This is a genomic window from Enterococcus sp. LJL128 (assembly GCF_056924295.1).
In genome coordinates, this window is record NZ_JBXPBP010000004.1 from 34,916 (window position 1) to 54,700 (window position 19,785).

21 protein-coding genes are annotated in these 19,785 nt (G+C 39.9%); 3 read left to right on the forward strand and 18 right to left on the reverse strand.

The features are described 5' to 3' along the window. Window positions 1-15 precede the first annotated feature (15 nt). From AC1Z3K_RS06715 to AC1Z3K_RS06755, 9 genes are all read right to left on the reverse strand, one after another. A complete protein-coding gene (locus tag AC1Z3K_RS06715; protein ID WP_461732253.1) occupies window positions 16-1,473 on the reverse strand; it encodes an amidase in 1,458 nt (485 codons plus the stop codon). A gap of 40 nt (window positions 1,474-1,513) precedes the next feature. After that, the gene (locus AC1Z3K_RS06720; RefSeq protein WP_461732254.1) at window positions 1,514-2,248 is read right to left on the reverse strand and encodes a PIG-L deacetylase family protein; all 735 of its coding nucleotides are present in this window, start codon (window positions 2,246-2,248) and stop codon (window positions 1,514-1,516) included. Next, on the reverse strand, window positions 2,229-2,804 hold the full coding sequence (locus AC1Z3K_RS06725; protein ID WP_461732255.1) for a PadR family transcriptional regulator: 576 nt from the start codon (window positions 2,802-2,804) through the stop codon (window positions 2,229-2,231). Before AC1Z3K_RS06725 ends, AC1Z3K_RS06720 begins: the two co-directional genes overlap by 20 nt. Before the next feature lie 179 nt (window positions 2,805-2,983). Further along, complete coding sequence (locus AC1Z3K_RS06730) at window positions 2,984-3,655, reverse strand: NAD(P)H-dependent oxidoreductase (RefSeq protein ID WP_461732256.1); 672 nt, start codon at window positions 3,653-3,655, stop codon at window positions 2,984-2,986. A 156-nt stretch (window positions 3,656-3,811) separates the two neighbouring features. Beyond that, the gene (locus tag AC1Z3K_RS06735; RefSeq protein WP_461732257.1) at window positions 3,812-4,456 is read right to left on the reverse strand and encodes an endonuclease III domain-containing protein; all 645 of its coding nucleotides are present in this window, start codon (window positions 4,454-4,456) and stop codon (window positions 3,812-3,814) included. 200 nt (window positions 4,457-4,656) lie between these two features. Next, window positions 4,657-5,358: a hypothetical protein gene (locus AC1Z3K_RS06740; protein ID WP_461732258.1), complete on the reverse strand. Its 702-nt coding sequence runs from the start codon at window positions 5,356-5,358 to the stop codon at window positions 4,657-4,659. Window positions 5,359-6,329: 971 nt separating this feature from the next. After that, entirely contained in the window at window positions 6,330-6,713 is a 384-nt protein-coding gene (locus tag AC1Z3K_RS06745; RefSeq protein ID WP_426083829.1) for a winged helix-turn-helix transcriptional regulator, read from the reverse strand. A gap of 180 nt (window positions 6,714-6,893) precedes the next feature. Then, window positions 6,894-7,841 carry an alpha/beta hydrolase gene (locus tag AC1Z3K_RS06750; protein WP_426083827.1) on the reverse strand — a complete coding sequence of 316 codons (948 nt, stop codon included), beginning with the start codon at window positions 7,839-7,841 and terminating at the stop codon, window positions 6,894-6,896. Then, window positions 7,834-9,318 (reverse strand): MFS transporter, encoded by a 1,485-nt coding sequence (locus AC1Z3K_RS06755; RefSeq protein WP_426083825.1) that lies wholly within the window; start codon window positions 9,316-9,318, stop codon window positions 7,834-7,836. The genes AC1Z3K_RS06750 and AC1Z3K_RS06755 overlap by 8 nt, the downstream gene beginning before the upstream one ends. 272 nt (window positions 9,319-9,590) lie before the next feature. Here AC1Z3K_RS06755 and AC1Z3K_RS06760 point away from each other — a divergent pair, with 272 nt between their 5' ends. From AC1Z3K_RS06760 to AC1Z3K_RS06770, 3 genes are all read left to right on the forward strand, one after another. Then, a complete protein-coding gene (locus tag AC1Z3K_RS06760) occupies window positions 9,591-10,067 on the forward strand; it encodes a hypothetical protein (RefSeq protein ID WP_426083823.1) in 477 nt (158 codons plus the stop codon). 233 nt (window positions 10,068-10,300) lie between these two features. Next, window positions 10,301-11,065: an ABC transporter ATP-binding protein gene (locus tag AC1Z3K_RS06765; protein ID WP_426083821.1), complete on the forward strand. Its 765-nt coding sequence runs from the start codon at window positions 10,301-10,303 to the stop codon at window positions 11,063-11,065. Then, window positions 11,058-12,641 (forward strand): ABC transporter, encoded by a 1,584-nt coding sequence (locus tag AC1Z3K_RS06770; RefSeq protein ID WP_461732259.1) that lies wholly within the window; start codon window positions 11,058-11,060, stop codon window positions 12,639-12,641. Before AC1Z3K_RS06765 ends, AC1Z3K_RS06770 begins: the two co-directional genes overlap by 8 nt. 139 nt (window positions 12,642-12,780) lie before the next feature. Here the strand turns inward: AC1Z3K_RS06770 and AC1Z3K_RS06775 are convergent, their stop codons facing one another. The 9 genes from AC1Z3K_RS06775 to AC1Z3K_RS06815 form a co-directional block, all read right to left on the reverse strand. Next, window positions 12,781-13,209, reverse strand: a complete 429-nt coding sequence (locus tag AC1Z3K_RS06775; RefSeq protein ID WP_461732260.1) for a hypothetical protein — start codon at window positions 13,207-13,209, stop codon at window positions 12,781-12,783. Between the two features lie 146 nt (window positions 13,210-13,355). Further along, on the reverse strand, window positions 13,356-13,733 hold the full coding sequence (locus AC1Z3K_RS06780) for a hypothetical protein (RefSeq protein ID WP_461732261.1): 378 nt from the start codon (window positions 13,731-13,733) through the stop codon (window positions 13,356-13,358). A 363-nt stretch (window positions 13,734-14,096) separates the two neighbouring features. After that, a complete protein-coding gene (locus AC1Z3K_RS06785; RefSeq protein ID WP_426083813.1) occupies window positions 14,097-14,750 on the reverse strand; it encodes a bifunctional 4-hydroxy-2-oxoglutarate aldolase/2-dehydro-3-deoxy-phosphogluconate aldolase in 654 nt (217 codons plus the stop codon). A gap of 150 nt (window positions 14,751-14,900) precedes the next feature. Beyond that, window positions 14,901-15,971 carry a mannonate dehydratase gene (gene uxuA / locus AC1Z3K_RS06790; RefSeq protein ID WP_426083811.1) on the reverse strand — a complete coding sequence of 357 codons (1,071 nt, stop codon included), beginning with the start codon at window positions 15,969-15,971 and terminating at the stop codon, window positions 14,901-14,903. Window positions 15,972-16,136: 165 nt separating this feature from the next. Further along, window positions 16,137-16,583, reverse strand: coding sequence for a PTS sugar transporter subunit IIA (locus AC1Z3K_RS06795; protein ID WP_426083809.1), 447 nt, complete (start codon window positions 16,581-16,583; stop codon window positions 16,137-16,139). Between the two features lie 18 nt (window positions 16,584-16,601). After that, a complete protein-coding gene (locus AC1Z3K_RS06800; RefSeq protein WP_461732262.1) occupies window positions 16,602-17,477 on the reverse strand; it encodes a hypothetical protein in 876 nt (291 codons plus the stop codon). Window positions 17,478-17,532: 55 nt separating this feature from the next. Then, entirely contained in the window at window positions 17,533-18,039 is a 507-nt protein-coding gene (locus tag AC1Z3K_RS06805; RefSeq protein ID WP_426083805.1) for a PTS sugar transporter subunit IIB, read from the reverse strand. A 23-nt stretch (window positions 18,040-18,062) separates the two neighbouring features. Further along, window positions 18,063-18,920, reverse strand: a complete 858-nt coding sequence (locus AC1Z3K_RS06810) for a PTS system mannose/fructose/sorbose family transporter subunit IID (RefSeq protein WP_426083803.1) — start codon at window positions 18,918-18,920, stop codon at window positions 18,063-18,065. Window positions 18,921-18,941: 21 nt separating this feature from the next. Continuing rightward, entirely contained in the window at window positions 18,942-19,781 is an 840-nt protein-coding gene (locus tag AC1Z3K_RS06815) for a PTS mannose/fructose/sorbose/N-acetylgalactosamine transporter subunit IIC (RefSeq protein ID WP_461732263.1), read from the reverse strand. Window positions 19,782-19,785 lie beyond the last annotated feature (4 nt).

The following is a 19,785-nucleotide window of genomic DNA, read 5'->3' on the forward strand; positions in this document are numbered from 1 at the left end:
GCCTCCATTTTTATTTCAAGTATTTTTCCAGACCTTCGGCAGCTTAAACAGCTGCTCTTTTTCCAGTTGTTTTCCCATATGAAGAAGCAGGTCTTCCCGGCCCTTTGATGCAATAAATTGAATGCCGAGGGGCAGCCCCTTTTCAGTTACGTAAGTAGGCAGGCTAATTGCCGGCTGACCGGTCATATTTGCTATTTGAGTATACGGTGACAGCGCAAGACTCTTTTCAAACATCTCACAGATCAATTCTTTCAACTCAGCCTCAGTTAGTTCTTCTGCGTGGCGCAATGCTTCACGCTGAGCATCACTTTGAAGCTCCTGATCAATTTCAGGCGCAGAATAGGCAGTAGTTGGCGTCAGCAGCAAATCATACTGAGTAAATAACTCCTCCATCTTAACTGCTGCATGATCCCATAGATTAAGAGCATGAATGTATTTTTTTACAGGTATCTGTTCCCCATATTGATAAAGTCCCCAGGTTATCAGCTCCACATCATCTGCTGTGAGCTTTCTTTGAAGCTTCTGCTGCATGCCGTCAAACATTGCAGAGGTTTCCGCCCCGTTCATCAGGTAGTAGCTTTCGATTAGACTGACGCCATCAACAGGATAGACTACTTCAGTCAAATCGTGCCCCAACTGATTTAACTCATTAACCATTTGTTTTAACGCCTGCTGCGCATCCTTAGATACTTCTGTTCCCACAGGAGATTCAGCTATATAAGCAATTTTCAGCGGTCTATCGATTGTATGAGACTGCCATTCTGCAAGTGGCGGCTGATAGGGCGCTGCTTTTTCAATTCCTCTCATACCGTAGAAAAGCTTTTCTGTATCCCGCATAGAAACAGTCAGTGCAAAGTCAATGGCTGCTCCTTGCCAGCCCCGCCAACCGTTTGGCCCTGTCGGCATCGCACCTCTGGTGGGCTTAAGACCAATCAAACCAGTAAAGGCTGCTGGAATTCGAATCGAGCCGCCTCCATCGCTTGCTCCGGCAATTGGAAAAAGCCCGCTGGCAACGACTGCCGCTGCTCCACCGCTGGACCCTCCAGGAGAATAGTCCAGATTCCACGGATTTCTGGCTGGACCATAGAGTACTGGATCTGTAATGTTTTTAAAGCCGAATTCTGGAGAATTGGTTTGCCCGGCAGCAATAAAGCCAAGCTGTTCTAACTTTTTCACATAATTTGATGTACGCTTTGAACGAGCATCCGAAAATAAATGTGAGCCGAAAGTCGCTTTCCAGCCGGCTTTCTCTTGTCCTAGCATTTTTAAGGGGAAAGGCATGCCGGAAAAAGGCAATTGTTCATCTATAGAGAAGTCTTTGACCTCTTTACTAATTGCTTCAAAATCCCATTCAACCAATCCGTTAACTGCTGGGTTCAGTTTTTGAACCTGTTGATCCAACTCTTTATAGTACTCCGATAAACTGATTTCTTTTTGTTTAAACTTCTCAACCCAATATACCGCATCTTTCATTTTTCTATTTCTCCTTTCAAAAGGTTTATTTTTACAGCTTTTAAACTAGATATTTTTTTAGTGCTTTAGGAATAGCAAAGGCATGTGTCTGCTCTTTGAAAAGCAGCTTGAAGCGTTCAGCTTTCTCATAACCTGTCCCCATTGCCAATAATTCATAATAGCCTTCCAGCATCGCCAGAAATTCCTCATTAACTTGAGAACGATGGGCGCTGATAGCCTTAAGCTTCAGTGCATAATAGTTTGTAATATCCAAAATTGTGTTATCGTCCTCTGTAAAATATTTTCCTAATATTCGCGGTGAAAAAGCAGTGTCATACATTTTTTTCTGACCAAAAGGATAGGTCTTTTGCCCTGCTCTGAAAAAGGCTGTATCTACAGCAGCACCTACTCGTAAATGAGCTGGATGTATTTCATCCTTCAGCTTGCCGTCAACTGAAAAAACAGCATCTGGACGGTATTTTCTGATAACTTCGACTAAATCCTGTACAATCTCATCTATCGTTCCCGGCTGTTCATTAGAATAGCCTAAACTACCTAAATAGGTTTGATTCAGTATTTTTGCCGCTTCCTGTGCTTCTTTGGCTCTAATGCCGCTGATAATCTCTGGGGCAGTATCACCACCTCCGCCATCTCCTTTTGTAACAGTTAGTGAATAAACTGGTATCTCTTTTTTTCTTAAATAGGCAATCAGTCCCCCTGCACCAATCTCATTATCATCAGGATGAGGCTGGATAAACAAGGCACTTTTAATATCATCAATTTCTGGATATTTCATTTTCTTCACTCCTCAATAAGTCAATCGCTTCCTCTACCCATTCCAACGCAGCATGGTATTGACCTTCGCCAAACTTCGCCGACAGCATCCAGTATTTTTCCCTCTTGGCCGTTTCTTCCGTCTTATTGCTGGATTGGATGGATTGATAAATCGCTCCATATGACGAAAGATCCTGCAGACATTTTTCACGAAATGCCACTAACATAGCCAGAGCTTCTTCATCTGTTGTTTCTCCCGCTAAAAGTACACGCATCAAAAATCCATTTCGCACATCGAAAGCCTTTTCAATATCTGGTTTGGGAACTGAGAGCCAGCGATTCAATTCTTCTCTTCCAGCATCAGTTATTGAATATAGCCGTTTATTTGGCTTTTCTTCTTGAACCACCCGTTGACTCTCCAGCCAGCCCTTTGCTTCCATTGCTGTAAGCTCTCGGTAAATCTGACTCGTCTGAGCCTTCCACACAAAAGAAAGCGACCGTTTAAATGAACGATCCAACTCATAGCCTGTCATCGCTCCAGCATTTAATAAACCCAATAGTCCATGTTTTAACGACATAGTATATCACCCTCACGCTTTATATTCCACAAGTGGAATATACAACAAATTAAACAAGATTACAAGCAGAAATTGCTATGTTGCAAACCTTCAATGTAAAAATAAGTTGAAAAATTAAAATAACTCCTGCCCCAATTTATTGGAATGCAGGAGTTTAAGTTATTTTAAGAGAACATCACTTATTCGACAACCTCATAAATATCAGACAAGGCTTGTCTTTTCTTTACTGGAATATCTTGTGCACGATAGCCAAATCCAGCCATATAGGATACGCCAAATGTATCAAGATTAACTATATTCTGACTGGATAGATACTGTTCCACAGCTTCTTTATTGAATCCTTCGATTGGGCAGCTGTCAATATCAAGAAATGCAGCGGTTGTCATCATATTGGCCATAGCAATATAGGTCTGCTTTGATGCCCAGTCAAACAACGACCGCTCATCTGTCAGCTGAAAGTCATTTTTTTGAAACTGATTGAAAAAGACTGTTTGAGGGGCAGTTTCAGAATACGGTACGCCAAACACATCTTCTACCATATGCTTCACATGTGTACTATTGCCGGTTAGATTCTTTCTGGCTAACACAATTAGAAAATGGCTGGCTCCCTTTAAGCTGTTTTGAGCTCCCCAGGCAATCTCATTTAACCCATCTTTGACTGCTTCATTTTCAATCAATAGGAATTTCCATGGCTCATAACCAAATGAACTTGGCGATAGACGTCCCGCTTCTAAAATAACCGCCCAATCCTCCGCTGAAATCTTTTTTTTGGAATCAAAAGCTTTTGTTGCAAAGCGGCGCTTATGTACAGACAAAATTTGATTACGCAATTCTTCCTTGTTGGCATTCATATAAATTCTCCTCTTCTGTTGGTATAGATATTACGGCTGCCAGAAATAGCAGCTTCGCCGATTTTTCTGTTCATCACTTGAACCTCTATATCATACGCAACATTATTTTCAATGTAAATTAGGGAATTTTTTTATACCTCCAATTAAAAAAATTACTCAAATAATTTTCAGTGTAAACGTGCTGAGCGGACCGGTTTTCCAAAGCTCTTTATTTTTTAAATATTGCTGTCCGTAATCTACTATCCAGCCATGAAAGTTCTGAGCTGCCTCACTTGTATATGTTTCCGACCACGGAATCATATTCTGCAGCTTCTGATAATTTAAGTGCTCTTCAATCCCAAGACACTGAAAAAGACGCTGCGCATATTTATCCGCAATAAATGCTGATTTTTTAAAGACATAAACCAATAAAACATCTGCTGTTTCGTACCCAATTCCTTTTATTTCCAACAGCAGCTTCCGCAGCTTCGAAGAATCAATAGCCGCAACAGCTTCTAAATCAAAATCATATGCTTTCAACCATTTTAGCAGCCGTTTAATGGTCTGCGATTTATTTTTATAAAAACCACTTGGGCGAATAAGTTTCTCCAACTCCTGATCCTCCAGCAGCAAAATCTTTTCAGGTAAAAAGCCCACTTCTGACTGGATGTTCTGGAGTGAATAATCAACATTGCGCCAGTTAGTATTTTGGACAAGAATTGCGCCAATCATAATTTCCCATAAATTGTCCGTATTCCACCATTTTTTATCATCCATAACTTCCTTTAAAGCTTCATATAGTTCATCAATATTCGCAATCATGTTTCTTCCCTCCAATCAAAAACGCCGATTTTCACGTTATTCGGTTTTAAGGGACTGAGGCAAACTTATGGCACAATCCCTGCATTGTGTTATACCTATGGAATTATTGTAATCCTCGCTCAGGCTCTCTCCCAGTTACTAGCCCATAGTAGAAAGTGCGCTCAAACTTATCGAAAGGAAGCACCTCTTTTTACAATGCTTTACTCCATACTTTCTGCATCAGTTGGATCGCCATATTTCTCCGTAGCCATCCTTATAATATCTGTCAGAAAGACCGTTTGTTCCTCTGTAGATAACCCAAAATCATTCTCTTGAACAATAAGCCTCATAGCCATCCCCAACTGCATTGAGTCAGAAGAATACTGTTGGGTATTATTATCAATCTTTTCTTTTAACGCAAGGGCTTGTTCCTTTGTTTCTACCGACCTGAGTTCTTTCACCCACTCTTTTTGAGTGTTTCGTAATGATTCTAGTGTTTCAAAATAAATATCAGCTCCATCACCCTGCAGATGCTGCTTTAGCTCATCTATGGCTGTCTGTTCTTCTAAAACCGCATTATCATAATCACTATTGTAAACAGCTTTAGTAAATTCCTTAACCATACTAAAAGTATCTTCGTTCATTTCAGGCGTAATGTTGTACGTAATATTTCCAATATAATTGTCATCATAGGTGTTTCCTGCTATAGCATTAATCCATAAATTTTTGAGTTCATCTTGAGTTATTTTCGGCGCATTTTCTTGAAGGGCTTCAGTCTTCACTTCTTCACTAGAAGACTGCTTTGTTTCCTCTGTGAGGCTTGGTTCAGTATTGCTTGACTTCTTATCCGCATCCGAGGAGCCACAAGCTGACAGCACCATCAAACCTAATAATGTTAGCATTCCAATTTGTATCTTTTTCATCCTATACTCCTCATTCTTTTCTAGTAAAACTATTCACTTCTATCCTTAAGAAACCTTTTAGTGTTTACTTTAAAAATCCTCCAGGCAACTTGGCAATAACTGGAACGACTATCTTTGATTGATCCACTACTTATTTTTTAAAGTTTATTCATTAGCAGGAATAATATTTCCTTACACAACTCTTCATTTAAAGCTTTACACTATTGGATAAAAGTTATTCCTTCATTCGCTTTTCATCATACTCAACTCATCCTTTAATCCCACATCATCACTTTGATGAAGAATTCTATTTCCATTAGATACTCCTTTCTTATTTCCAGTCAATCTATCTATTTAGAGAAAATTTTTGCCTTGTATCAAATGATTACTTTTGAAAACAATTGAACAGTGCTATTTAAACTCAAAAAATAATATCTATTTCAATTAAAAATAGCAACACATTCTGCTAGTCTTTTTCTTTTAGAACAAAATCACTTCCATACAATCAACCTTTTCTTGATTTATCTCTAAGCTGTTCAAACACCCAACTCTCTATAGATAGGACCTTAACTCTATCATATCACGCATTAATCCTCATTTACATTATTTATTAAAAGCCGGCCTATGCTCCAGAACAGATATCCGCTTTTCTTCAACACGTATTTTTCTTGTAGCTCTTATTTAACTTTTCAAAGAAATTTATTCCTGTTGCCGTCTTCTAATAGGGTATTTTTATAGATTCTCTGAGAAAGTACGCTAAGTATTTTTTTGTTACACAATCATCAAACGTTTGATAAAATCCTCATTTCGAGAATCCAACATTCTACACTTAAAATTGATTCCATAACCATCTGTCATTTTTCTTTTAATTTTAAACGGCATTATTTTCATTTCGATAAATAGCAGAGATTATTACTAAATTATTTTGAACAGTTACTCCTCTATTTCCAAACAGACCACTCACAGCATAAACAAAAGCACAGGCATTTTTCTTAGCCTGTGCTTTCCTGATAACGAATTAAGCATTCTTCCTCCAACTTGCCGGTGTTCATCTGATTAAAGCTTTCTCCCCAGTTATAAAGCATTTCGATTACTGGTTTAAGCGTCAAGCCAAATGTTGTTATGTGATAGGAAACCATCAACGGTTTCTCCTGAAGTACATTCCGCTCAATCAGACCATCACTTTCCAAATCCTTTAGCTGAAGCGACAGCATTCTTCGGGTAATTCCCGGAACCATCCGTTGCAGCTCACTATAGCGATAATCGCCTTCTAAAATCAAATGATAAAGCAGCACGCTTTTCCAGCGACCCGAAATGAGCTGTAGTGTAGATTCAACGGAACAGCCGTTTTCACAGTTGTATATTTTTCTAACCATAATCATTTCCTCCCATACATACTAGTAATGCCATTTATCATAAGTAGTATTTAAAAAAAAGTAAATTTTACTGCTTACGACTCTATTGAAGAACAACTCAAATGATTCCGCTTATAGATGAGACAACAGCAGCTTTATTCTTCATCAGCAAACAAAATTTCTTTATTTCCTCATTCAATATTAACTAAGAGAAGTATACTCTATCAAAAATTCTCTGATTGTCTGCCAATACGTCTCTCCTCCAACAATCCCTGCCATTCCATGCTGCGCCTTGTCAATCACCAGCGTATCTTTCAGACCTTTTTGTGCCTGAACATTTTTTTCCAACATTTCAAAGGGGACGAAGGTATCTGCTGTGCCATGAATAAATAAGGTGGGCCGTGTATTTTTACTTAGCTGTCTCACCGAGCTGCCTTCTTTTAACCACCAGCCTTGCCTTAGCTTGTTGATTAACGAAACTATACTCAGCAGCGGTTCACTCGGAAGGTGAAAAATCTGCTTCAACTGATAGCTAAGCTCCTCCCCAACCGACGAATAGCCGCAATCCTCAATTGCTGCCTTTACCTGTCGAGGCAGCTCTTCTCCTAATGTCATCATCACAGCTGCTGCCCCCATTGAAATGCCATAAAGAATAATCTCACATTCACTTTCCTGCTCGATTAAATAGTTTATCCATACTAGAATATCCAGCCGATCCTGCCAGCCAAAGCCGATAAGCTGCCCTTCACTTTCACCATGCGCGCGGTTATCCGGCAGTAATAGATTGTAACCCAGCTCTGCAAAATAAGGCGCTTTATCAAACATTTCCTTATGGTTACCACCAAAGCCATGCACTAGGAGTACCCAGCGTTTCGATTCCTTCTGAGGATAGACATAGCCCTGTAAACGCAACCCATCAACACTTTGAAGCTGGACACTTTTTTCAATTGAAGTCTCTTGCCATTCTACTTTCTTTTCCTTTACTGGATTTAGAAGCTCTGCTGCTGGCGCAGCAATTAGATTATGATCTGTCTCAAACGCTTCTTCTCTATTCCCAGAACGATTAAAAGCCATTCGATACATTTTGAATGCAGCCAGACAGACACCAGCGGTAAACAATAATACCAAAATAATTATCCACTTAACCAAGGGGCTCCCTCCTTTTAATCAGCTCTTGATTCAACTGATCAAATTCTGCCTCTGAAAGCAGTCCTTTTTTATTAAACAGATAGTAGCAAATAGTGATCCCAAGCATTGGAATCACAGTTAAAAACACTAGTAAAAGAGTGCTTTTCATATCGGGAGCCGCCTCAATAATTCTTTGGATTCCAGCAGTCTTCTCTACAGATGAGATTTGTGAACGGGCAGCCTTATTCTCCAGCACAGAAATTTGATTGGTTGAAGTTAGGATGCCAATTGTTAAGTATACAGCCATAGTAAGAAGCTGTCCTAAGCCCATACCCAGCTGTGTAACAAAGGGACGAACTGAGAAAATGATGCCTTCATTCCGCGTTCCATATTTCCATTCATTGTATTCAACTGAGTTAGCAATATTAATCATAATAACTAAGTAGAATACACCATTGCCAATCGACGGCAATATATTCGCTCCAGCCATGATTCCAAGCTTAATCATCCCCAAATCTGGAGACAGAAGAATCCCTGATAGAAACAACAAAATGTACCCTGAAACAGAAAGAGCGGCAGCCATTCTAATCAGCTGCTTCCGTCCAAGTTTACGAGACAGCATTGGAAAAATAATAAATACTACTGCACCTGAAAATTGACCCACTATATTAAATAGGGTAAGAAAAAGACCATTGTAACCAAAACTGAAATACAGATACGTAGACACTAGTGTCGTACTAAACGTAGAAACCATCATATAAATAAAAAGAATGACTCCGCTCCAAAGTGCCTGATCATTCTTAAGAATGATGCGGGCAATCTCTTTAATACTAAATTTTGTTTTTTGAGATGGGCGAATCGGAACCACTTCCTCCTTTACACCAAACAAAGTAATCCCTTGTGTAATCAGCATAATAACTGAAAATAAAATACCAATAACGGCGTAGCCAGTTACCGCGCTGCCACCGACAACGTGTTCTCCAACTGTAAATACCGGTACAAGAAAGCTGCAGAGAAACGCACCAATACCCGCCATTAAGGTGGTCATCGATGTTAAGCGGTTACGCCCATCCTGACTAGTTGTTAAGGACGGCAGCATTCCCCAATAAGCAATGTCATTGACCGAAAAACAAATACTAAAGAGAACGTACATTATTCCGAAAAAGACAACATACGGCCAGCCCTGCAGAGTGTTGGCAAAAGAAAACGAGACAATCACCCCTGTTCCCAGAGCACCCCAAAGGATAAACGGCTTGAACTTACTTTTCTTTGTACTCGTATCAATAAGATTACCCAAAATCGGATCAATGACAGCATCAAAAAAACGAGCGGAAAACATGATGATTGTGATGGCTGAAAATTGAATTGGCGTCAGAGACTTCGTAAATAATACATAGGTCAATAAATAATTAGTAAATAAGCCTGCCGCAGCCATATCTCTACCGACAGTTCCTAAAGAAAAAGACCACAGATTTCGTTTTGTTAGTTGTCTTTCCATCATTGCTGCTCCTCAAATTTTTCTATTGCTTACAATTTACTGTTCACTAAAATCAAAGTCAAACAAATTTTATAGATATAGCCACAGCTATTGCTGCATGTTTCGGCAGGAAATCACTAATCAGCTGAATACGCCGCTACCTTGTTGCATAAAGCAAAGTAAGAACATGCTATAATTGATTAATACAAGAACTTTTGTTTATTATAAACAGTTTTACGCAGGCTATAAAGAATAAGCAGCTTAAATTTTATCAACTAGAATGGAGCTTATCGATGAAAAAAATACTATTGCTTCCTTTTGCGGTCATTGCCTTTTTAACAGGCTGTGACGATATGGAATCTAAACATACTACCAGTGGGTCTGATACCCAAGAGACAGGAGCTGTTCTAAGCAATATCCAGCAAAAGAGTGTCCCAATGAACGTGAAAGATTACACCTCTGGAACAAAGGTTTTTACTGACTCAGACGGAAACTTTCAACTAAATGGCACAACTGATCCTAATACAATCATCTACGTTTATGTAGAAAACCTAGAAAACAATGACGGCGGAGAAACTTGGATAAAAGCGGATGAACAAGGCGTATTCTTTTATGAGATTCAGCATATGTCTCAAAATAATCGGGCAAAAATCAGCTTGTCAACAGATGTGACGATTGATGCTAACGGTAATGCGGGGCTTAGACAAGGTGCTAAGAATGGATTTGAGATTGAGGTTGCCTATCCTATAACCACCAGCTCTTCAAAATGAATAAGTCAGCAATAACAATTAATTGTTAAAACAAATAGAAGCCTATCAAGAAAAGCAAAAATCCAGCTTTGATTGATAGGCTTCTATGTAAAAAAATATTGTCACGGCAATATCAAGAAATCCAATGCCCTATTTTTACCGATAGTATCAAGAAAATTTTCAAAAAGTATTTTTTTGTAAAATCAGCTGGAGTACAATAGTAAACAACAGGAAAAAGAAAAGGTGGGAAATTTATGATTGAATTGGTAAATGTCAGTAAAAATTATGAAGCAAAACAAGCATTAAAAGATTTAAGCTTAACGATTAAGCCAGGTGAAATTTTTGGTTTTCTTGGTCACAACGGTGCTGGAAAATCAACGACTATAAAAAGTCTGGTCAGTATCATTCAGCCCTCCAGCGGAACAATTACAGTCGATGGGCTAGAGCTTGCAGCAAATCGTCAGACAATCAAGAAAAAAATTGCTTATGTCCCAGATACCCCGGATATTTTTCTTCAGTTAACTGCTGGAGAATACTGGGATTTAATCAGCGCTGCCTATGAAATCGAAAAAGCGAAAAAGCAAGAGCGCTTAAGTGAGCTAGCAGCCTTATTTGATATGACAAATCATCAAAATGAAACAATTGCCGGCTTTTCTCATGGTATGCGTCAAAAAACCATTATTATTGGTGCTTTGCTAGCTGATCCTGATATTTGGATTTTAGATGAGCCGCTACAGGGCTTAGACCCTCAGGCAGCCTTTGACTTAAAAGAAATGATGAAAGCTCATGCGAAAAAAGGCAAAACGGTAATTTTTTCTACACATGCCTTGGATACCGCACAACAATTATGTGATGAGCTGGCGATTTTGAAAAAGGGAGAGCTAATCTATAACGGCTCTGTCGAAAATCTATTAGCACAATCGCCTAATGAATCACTAGAATCCATCTATTTGAAAATGGCTGGGCGCCAGGCTGATGCGCAAATTTTAGCAGATATCGAAGGTGATTCCTATGAATAAATTGCAGCTCTTTGAGTTGACTCGGGTAAACTTACGCTATGCAAACCCGCAAGTAACGAATCGTTTGCGCGGCAAAGGGAAAAGCGGTAAAGAACTGACACGATCCATCATCAATCAATATTTATTATCAGGTGTCTTATTCCTCTTTATCTACGGCGCAACGATGTTTATGCTGGATTTAAGTAAACTGCCCGGTTTTTTCACTTATTACGTAGCCTTATTCAGTATTCTGGCTTTTTCACAGGGAATTTCTGTTATTTATAATGTCTTTTTTGAAAGCCAGGATTTGCCGGCCTATCTGCCGCTTCCTTTTCAGCAAAGTACTATTTTTCTTTCGAAAATTCTAGTCGTCACCTTAACCGTAGTTCCTTTTGTTTTACCAATGTTTGTTGTGTTTCTATTGACTGGCTTCCGCGCAGGGATTTTTCTACCGTTAACATTGCTGCTGGCTTTACTCGTTTTCTGCCTGATTCTAGCAACCGTTTTTGCTCTATGCAGCCTCATTGTTTTCGGCTTAACCAGAACCAAATTTTTCAAAAAAAATAAAAAAGTAGTGACCAGTCTGTTGCTGGGAATTTCAATGACAATTGCAGTTGTTGGTATTTTACTGATGAACGGTCAAAGCTCTTATTCCGGCAGCGAACAAATGGACCGATCACCAATTGCAGTGCTGATGCCGGTCTTTCACATTATTTCTGCACCATTTTCATCGGCTGGACTTATCAGCTTTGTCGGATTATTAGCTATTTTCCTGGCCTTGCTAGGGGCTATCTATTTGTTCATTCTACCTAAACTATATGAACAACTGACAGATGCTTCTTCAGCAACCAGTAATAGACAGCGGAAGCATAAAGAAAATCAAAATCTGAAGCAGTTGTTCATCAGCTATAACATGCAGTTGTTAAAAGAACCGAACCTAATCATGCAGGTCTTATCAAATTCCTTACTGATGCCTGTGATATTCATTGTCACATTTGCAGTCAGCGGCTCGCTGGATTTAAGCTCAATCAGCATCAATTTTATTGGTGTCGTATTTGTCGCTGGGATTGCTTTAGCCAGCATGACGGTGAACCAAACCTCTTTTATCAGCAATCTAATTTCTCTTGATCAAGAAAATTTTACTTTTTTGCAATCATTACCTATCTCAATGAGTCAGTATATGAAGCAAAAATTTCAAGTTGGTTTAATTCTACAAAGTCTATTAACAGGTGGGATTTCTTTAATTGCCGGCTTTGTCTTTCATCTGCCGCCTATTTTTATTATTTCCATTTTGGCAGGGGCACTTTTGGGAAGCTATCTGCTTTGTCTGCGTTTTTTCGCCAGAGATTACCGATTTCTACTTTTGGACTGGACAAGTGTTACCCAACTGTTTAATAGAGGTTCCGGAAATATTGGGCTAGTAGCCACTATGCTAGGTTCTATTTTTGGTAGTGTAATTATTTTACTTATCTATGGATTTGCAGCTGTGTATTTGCCATTCTGGCCAGTCAATCTAGCAGTACTAGCTCTGTTAGTGCTCGTAAGCACCTTATGGATTCGTCATTATCAAAAAAATTTTTGGCATCTTTTTAAATAGAAAAACACCAACAAAAAGAAGAAGCAAACGGGCTGTCTATCGCTCCGTCTGCTTCTTTTATACATTCAATTACTCGATTCATATCATTATATCTAGCGGCTGCTCTTTCCCCATGATAAAGCATCCCTATCTGAACTATTTATTCAGCAACGATATAATTTGACAGCATTGTATGTGCTTCTGACGGGCATTCGATTAATACCTGAAATTCATTATTATCTTCCAGGTCAAATAATCTTAGTTTAGCTGTTGACTCTCCAGCTAATTGCTTTCCTAGTTTTTTACCGCTTTTTGCAGACATCATAGCATCACCCAGACCACCGCCGCCTAAAAGTGATTTTGCTGCTCCAAATGCTGAACCAGCCATCTGTGCTTTCCCTTTATCGGCTCCAACATTCTCCATAATAATTTCACGAAGATAGAAGAATTTCTCTGAAGATTTAAAAGCGAAACCAATCATATTATTTTTCCCGCGTACGACAGAAAGCTCTACATTGTCCTTTGCATTAGGAAAAATCCACGACCCTCCTGATAGAATAGTCACTGGATTCTTTTTGCCAAATAGCATATTTAACACTCCTTTTAATTTTTTCCCCAACATAAAATAGTTCTTTAACCTTTTTGATTATTTAGCATAATAAAATGGCAAAATAAAGATGACTTCTCTTACTAATTACCGGATTCTCACTCAAAAACAGCTGCTTTCATTGACAATCAGTTCACTGGACACACAGTGAGCCATTTAGCCTCAGCCTGCATCACACCTGCTCCATTAAGTCCCCATTCTCCTTTATAATCTAAATCAATCATGTCTCCTTGTTTTAAATTAGTGATGGGGAAATCTCGACCATCTAGGTATTTACATGAAATTTTTGTAGATGCCTTAATCTCTGCTTTCGCCTCAGAATTGATATAGGACGCATTGATTGTAATCAGTTGTTTTTTCTCATCCACCTGTATTTCCTCCACATAGCCTCTAAAATCAAGCGTTTGTGCTTGGGGAGAAAGAATACCAGGTAAATAAATAGCAGATAATAGCAAGCAGATAGATAGCAGATAAACAATCGTTAGCACTTTTACATTTTTTTTCATATGAACCTCCTTTTAATTAACACTCGCTATAAATAATTATCTACTAATATTGTACAATTATCTACTGTATCTGCTATTTTATCTCTATTCACCTTCTCCACAGTCAGAAAAGCGGACTCGTCTTGTTTGCAAGAAATGCTTGCTCGTGAAGTTAGAACTTAACTCTTTGCTTTCCTTGATGTTCGGGCGCTTACAATCATAAAAATCATATGATTCCACTACTAGCAAAAAAATATTGGCAGAATCCTCTCAATGAGTTTCCGCCAATACAAAAGCTGTCACAATTTCCTACTTAATTTTCTATTTGCCTCAAAAATCAGTTATTTTCAAAAAGACAACTGATTTCTTCAGCCCTTCATTTCCTTACCCTTCTTTATATTCCCGAAGCTGTGCTACCAGCTCTTTTAGTGCTTTATTTGCCGTCTCTCCATTATCTTCTTTGATTGCCCCTTCTGAGATAATAAAGGAACCGCCTACAGCAATCACATGGTCATTACCAATGTAGTCTAATACATTCGTTTGATCAATCCCGCCAGTCGGCAGGAATTTCACATCATAAAACGGGCCGCTCAAAGCTTTAATTGCCTTCACGCCGCCATAAATATCAGCTGGGAAAAACTTGACTACCTTAATACCGTAATCTAACGCTCTTTGAATATCTCCCGGTGTCGCTGTACCTGGGAATACCGGAATGTCTTCTTTGATACAAAATTCAATGACTTCGGGAACGACTGCTGGAGATACGATAAACTTCGCTCCGTTTGCCGCTGCCAGCTCAGCTTCCTGCAACGTTCTAACCGTTCCGGCACCCACAATTAGTTCACCTGAGTCTGCCAGTTTTTTGATTGCTTCTGCAGCTAGACTACTGCGAAAAGTTACTTCAATAAAGCGAACCTCATTGGTAACCAGAATCTCTTCCAGCTTGTCCAGATAGGCTAAGTCTGTTGCTGTATATAGCGGCAGCAAACGGACTGCTTCCATCTGTTTGTAGATTTCATGATTCATATTTGCCAGCATACGCACTCTTCCTTTACGTTCAGCAGTTTAATCAGCGCTTGTCCAATGCTTTATATTCTGCTGCTCTAATTGATTCAGTCCCCTAGGTTTTTGGAACGCCTAAGGGACTGTTGTTTATATACCTAATTGCTGCTAAAATTCACCAAAAAACTAATTCAGCTTCGCTTTGGTAATTGCCTCATGTAGTCCCTGCATATAAGAAATACCAATCGCCCGATCGTATAATCCGTAACCCGGCATTGCATGCTCGCCCCAGATAGTCCGTCCATGGTCCGGACGAATCACGCCATCGAAGCCCGCATCTATCAGCGCCTTCATAATCGCATACATATCCAGCGAACCTTCTGTACTCAAATGAGCACTTTCAACAAATTTCTTTTCTCCTAAAAATCCGACATTCCGGAAATGGACAAAGTTGATGCGGCTGCCGACCTTCTCAATCATCTCTACTAAATCATTGGCTGGATCCGCACCTAAAGAACCTGTACAGAAGGTAATGCCATTGTAAGGTGAATCGATGATATCCATGATTCGCTGCAAATCTGCCAGATTTTTTGTGATTCTCGGGAAACCAAAAATTTCCCAAGGCGGATCATCCGGATGAATGGCCATCTTCACATCATTTTCTTCACAAATCGGAATTACTTTCATCAGAAAATATTTCAGATTTTCAAATAAATCGTCTTCTGTGACACCTTCATAGATTTTAACCAGACTGTTAAACTTGTTCAGCCGCTCTTCTTCCCAGCCCGGCAGACGAAAGCCTTTAGATTGGCTGTGAATCAGTTTATACATATCACTTGCTTCCATATTGTCAACAACTGCCTGATCATACAGCAGTGAAAAGCTGCCATCTGGATTTTCATGCGCCAACGTTGTCTTAGCCCAGCCGAAAATCGGTTTAAAGCTGTAGCAAATCAGATGGACGCCGCAATGAGACAGGTTTTTAATTGTCTGAATATAATTGTCGATATATTGATCTCTATCGGGCGCGCCAGCCTTAATCGAGTCATGAATAGCGACACTTTCGATACCCAATAACTCTAGGTTTTCTTTTTCAATTGATTCTTTTAATTCCTGAATTTCCTCAATTTCCCACACATCTCCGGGCAGTTTGTTCAACAGTGTGCCCACAACTCCATTTATCCCTGGAATCTGCTTTACATGCTTTAATGGGATGGAATCTCCTTTTTCACCATACCATCTGAATCCCCACTTCATTCTGAATCATCCTTCACTATTTTTTTGAGCAGATTTATATCTACCCTATTTTTATTAAGAGGTTGTGACAGAAGTGTTCAGCTTCAAGCACTAAGGCGAAGAAGTTACTTCTGAAACACCGTTTATCCCGGTTTAAGGGATTGAGGCATACGAATGTCACAGCCCCTAAAAATCATCCTCGTCATCATCTTCTTCTGTCGCAACCATCGATACATGCCATGTATTGATGCTTTCAGTTCCCTGCGCAGCGATTGCCTGAGCTGCTGCTTCTACAGAAGTGCCCAGCAGCTGGTGGTTGATTGCTTCAAGCAGCATTGGCAGATTCACTCCACCAATAATATAGAGCGAATCCTGCAGCTCCTTCAAAGAATTGGCAGTTAATACTGCCTGATTATAAGGACTGGCACTAACTAAATCTACTAAAATGATTACACCTGCTCCTTGATTCACACCGTCAACAGCCTGTCTTATATTTAAACCCAACTCTTGAATATCATCCCCTGGATTCAAACTAACCGTTGCAATATTATCAACTGCCCCCATGATGACTTCAGCTGCATCCTTTAACCCAGTGCTCAACTGGCCATGGGTTGCAATTACAATTCCTAGCATTGAGTAGCCTCCTTGCTCTTATTTAAACAACTTACTAATTATTTTTAAGTTATTTAGCTGTATTGTCTTGCTGTTTAACACTGATTTCTCAAGATAATAACGTTCTCCTTGTTCTGAATGCTCCGTTTTCCCGCTAAAAATATGTGTAACTTGATTCGAAGACGGCTGAACGATAAAATCCTTTAGTCTGGCTTCGGGAATGCTGCTTCCTATAAAATGCAGCTCATCCTCAGCACCGACACAATCCAAATAATAAATCTTCGCTGATTTTCTGCAGGAGCTCTGCAGTACCTCTAAGCCGACGTCGCCAAAGCAGCCTTCATCTACAAAAGCAAATGCTGTTTTCTGATCTCTGATTTCCGTAATTAAAGTCAAAATTGATAGAATAGAAGAACTGTTGCGAATCAGTGTTTTTCTGTTGGATAGACCTTTAGCAATCTTACTCAATAGATAAAAGTATAAACCGTAACCGGCAACTACCAAGAGTGTACTGAATGACCGAAAATCAAAGGTATCATTTGCGCTTTTCATATAGACAATAGTCAACAAAAGTCCCGCAATTAGCGCAGCGAACAGACTGATTAAAATAAAATTGGTTGTCGCCTTGCGCTGCTGTCTGCGGTCAAACAGATAGTAGGCGCCTAGACTTTGCGGCGGCGTGTCGTAATACGTACAGATAATCCGATCGGCCTTTTCAATATTTCCAACGTATAAATTGCTGGAAATGTACCGTTTATTTTTCTGGTATTCAATGACCTGAATATCTTGTCTAACCTCTGCGATATCTTTGAACAGTGCTGAAAGAAACCGCTGCTTTTGCTTGTCGGTGCGGCGCAGACGATAGATATGCTGGTAGCGAAAAAGCCAGTCTTTGAATGTCTCATTTTGTTCCATCGTATCCATCCCTCCTGATCTTTCAGCCGTCATCCAGCTTTTTTACCTGTCCCTTTTATAAACCAAACTGCCCCAAAACATCTTTCAATGTTGATTTAGGTGCAGACGGTGTTGCTTGAAAATAGATGTTCTCTACCCCATATTTCTCATTCATTTCCTTCAGCTTTTCCGCATCTGATTTATTTAAATAAACAGATTTCGTTACCAGAATATCTTTCTCAGGATCTTTTTGCGCAATCCCCCCAATGTTCAGTTCCTTCATTGGTACACCATGTGTAACTAAATCGTAAATGACACTGACTGTTTTAGTAATCAAAATACAGTTGTATTCCTTGAAATTAAATTCATCCCAGTAGAATTTTGCCTTTTCCGGTGTAATCACAATCGTTTTCTGACCCGTTCGGCTGCCGGCGCTCTTGTATAAATCACGCATGAACTTATCCTTAGCCACTACTTCATCTACTACGAAGATTGAATTGACGCCGCTCTTTTGCGACAAAGTCATCATTACCTGTCCATGTATCAGCCGTTCATCTACACGTGCTAAATTAACTACTCCCATTACTAGTCACTTCCTTCTCTGGTTTATAAGATTCCTACTGCTGCCAGCACAATCAAAATACCGGTCAGCCATAACAGTGCCTGTGTTACCTTCAGACCCTTCTTGGTGTAGAACCAGTAAACGCCCATAACAACTGCTAATGGCAGTATCCCGGGAACAATTTGATCCAGTATATCCTGTATAACGAATTCCCGCCCTGATATTTTAAACTGCAGGGTCGAAGCAACCTTCACATAGTTTCCAGCCAGAATCCCCATCATAAACAGTCCAAGCACTGACAATGTTTCAATCGCATTTTGAACACCTGAGCTCTGCATCAACCCTGTTGCATTGCGCCCCATCGTGAAGGCCTGACGGGCAAAGAAAACACCTAAGATCGCTTGATACAAAGCAAAAGCGATGAATGGGAACAACGCGCCTAACGCGCTCCCCTGTTCTGCCCACGGCACAGCGATTGCAATGAAAATATACTGTACGGTTCCTGAGTCAATCGCATCACCGATTCCTGCTAAAGCCCCCATCAAACCGGCCTTAGTATTGTACATTAAATCATCCTGCATCAACACTTCTGCGCCATCGTGCTCTTCCTGAGCTCTCTGCTGCTCCATCGAAGACATCAGGCCAGTAATTACTCCACCGCCCCAGCTAAGCTGAGTATTGAAGAATAGCAGCTGACGTTTGTATGCTGCCTTTAGTGCATCATCATTTTTATATAGCTTTCTTAAAATCGGCATCATTGCATAAAGCAAAGACGGTGCCAGATAACGTTCAAAAGAATGGGGAATCTCATTGGCAAAATGCCATCTAAGATACGCTTTCGTTACATCTTTTTTCGTAATTTCCTCTGGTGCCTGATTGGTATTTTTTGTCATCTCTGTCATTTTATTCCCTCCTTCTCCCCATTAAAATCCATCATCATAATCATCGTCGTCATCAAACGAAGCACTTGCTGTACCTCCGCCGCCATCTGCCGCTTGTACGTTTTTCCCTTTTTGAGACTGTACAAAAATCAGGGCAATCAATACACCGAAGATGGCATAAGTAACCATTGTCACTTCTAATGACTTCAACACGATACTCATGAAGTAGGCAAGGAAGAAAAATACCATGTAGTCCTTCCGGCCAATAACATAAACAGTCGTTGCAATTCCGATAGCTGCTAAACCGCCGCCCACAACCTCCAGAACGTGAATCACTACGGTTCCTTCCAATGCGGTAATAACATCGGCAATAACTGGAGCACCGAAGTAAAGCGAAACGAATACCAGCGGTACAAACAACAGGAATGAAGCAATTGTCGGATAAACAATGATTGAACGTGCAATCGCTTTAGGATTCAAGTCATCGACAGCTTTATCCGTATATTTTCCTAAAAATGTGTTGATGAAAAATCTAAATTGATATAAATAGCTGCCTAGCAATCCTACTGGTACCGCTACTGCAATGGCCGCTTCGGGAGAAAGATTCCCCATTAACGCAACCGGAACAGCAATCGCCGCAGCGATTGAAGGCTCTGCAGGCATCGAACCACCGGGTGAAAAAACGCCCATATAAATCATTTGAAGCGAAGCAGTCACAATCATCGCCTGAGCGACATTCCCCATTACCAGACCGACAATAAGACCCGTCATCAATGGAGAGAACCTTAATGTTAAGGTTGCTCCTCCTCCCAGCCATCTTGACATAACAGCTGCTGTCCATAATGCAATCAACAAACTCTGCAATACACTTAATGTTTCCATATGT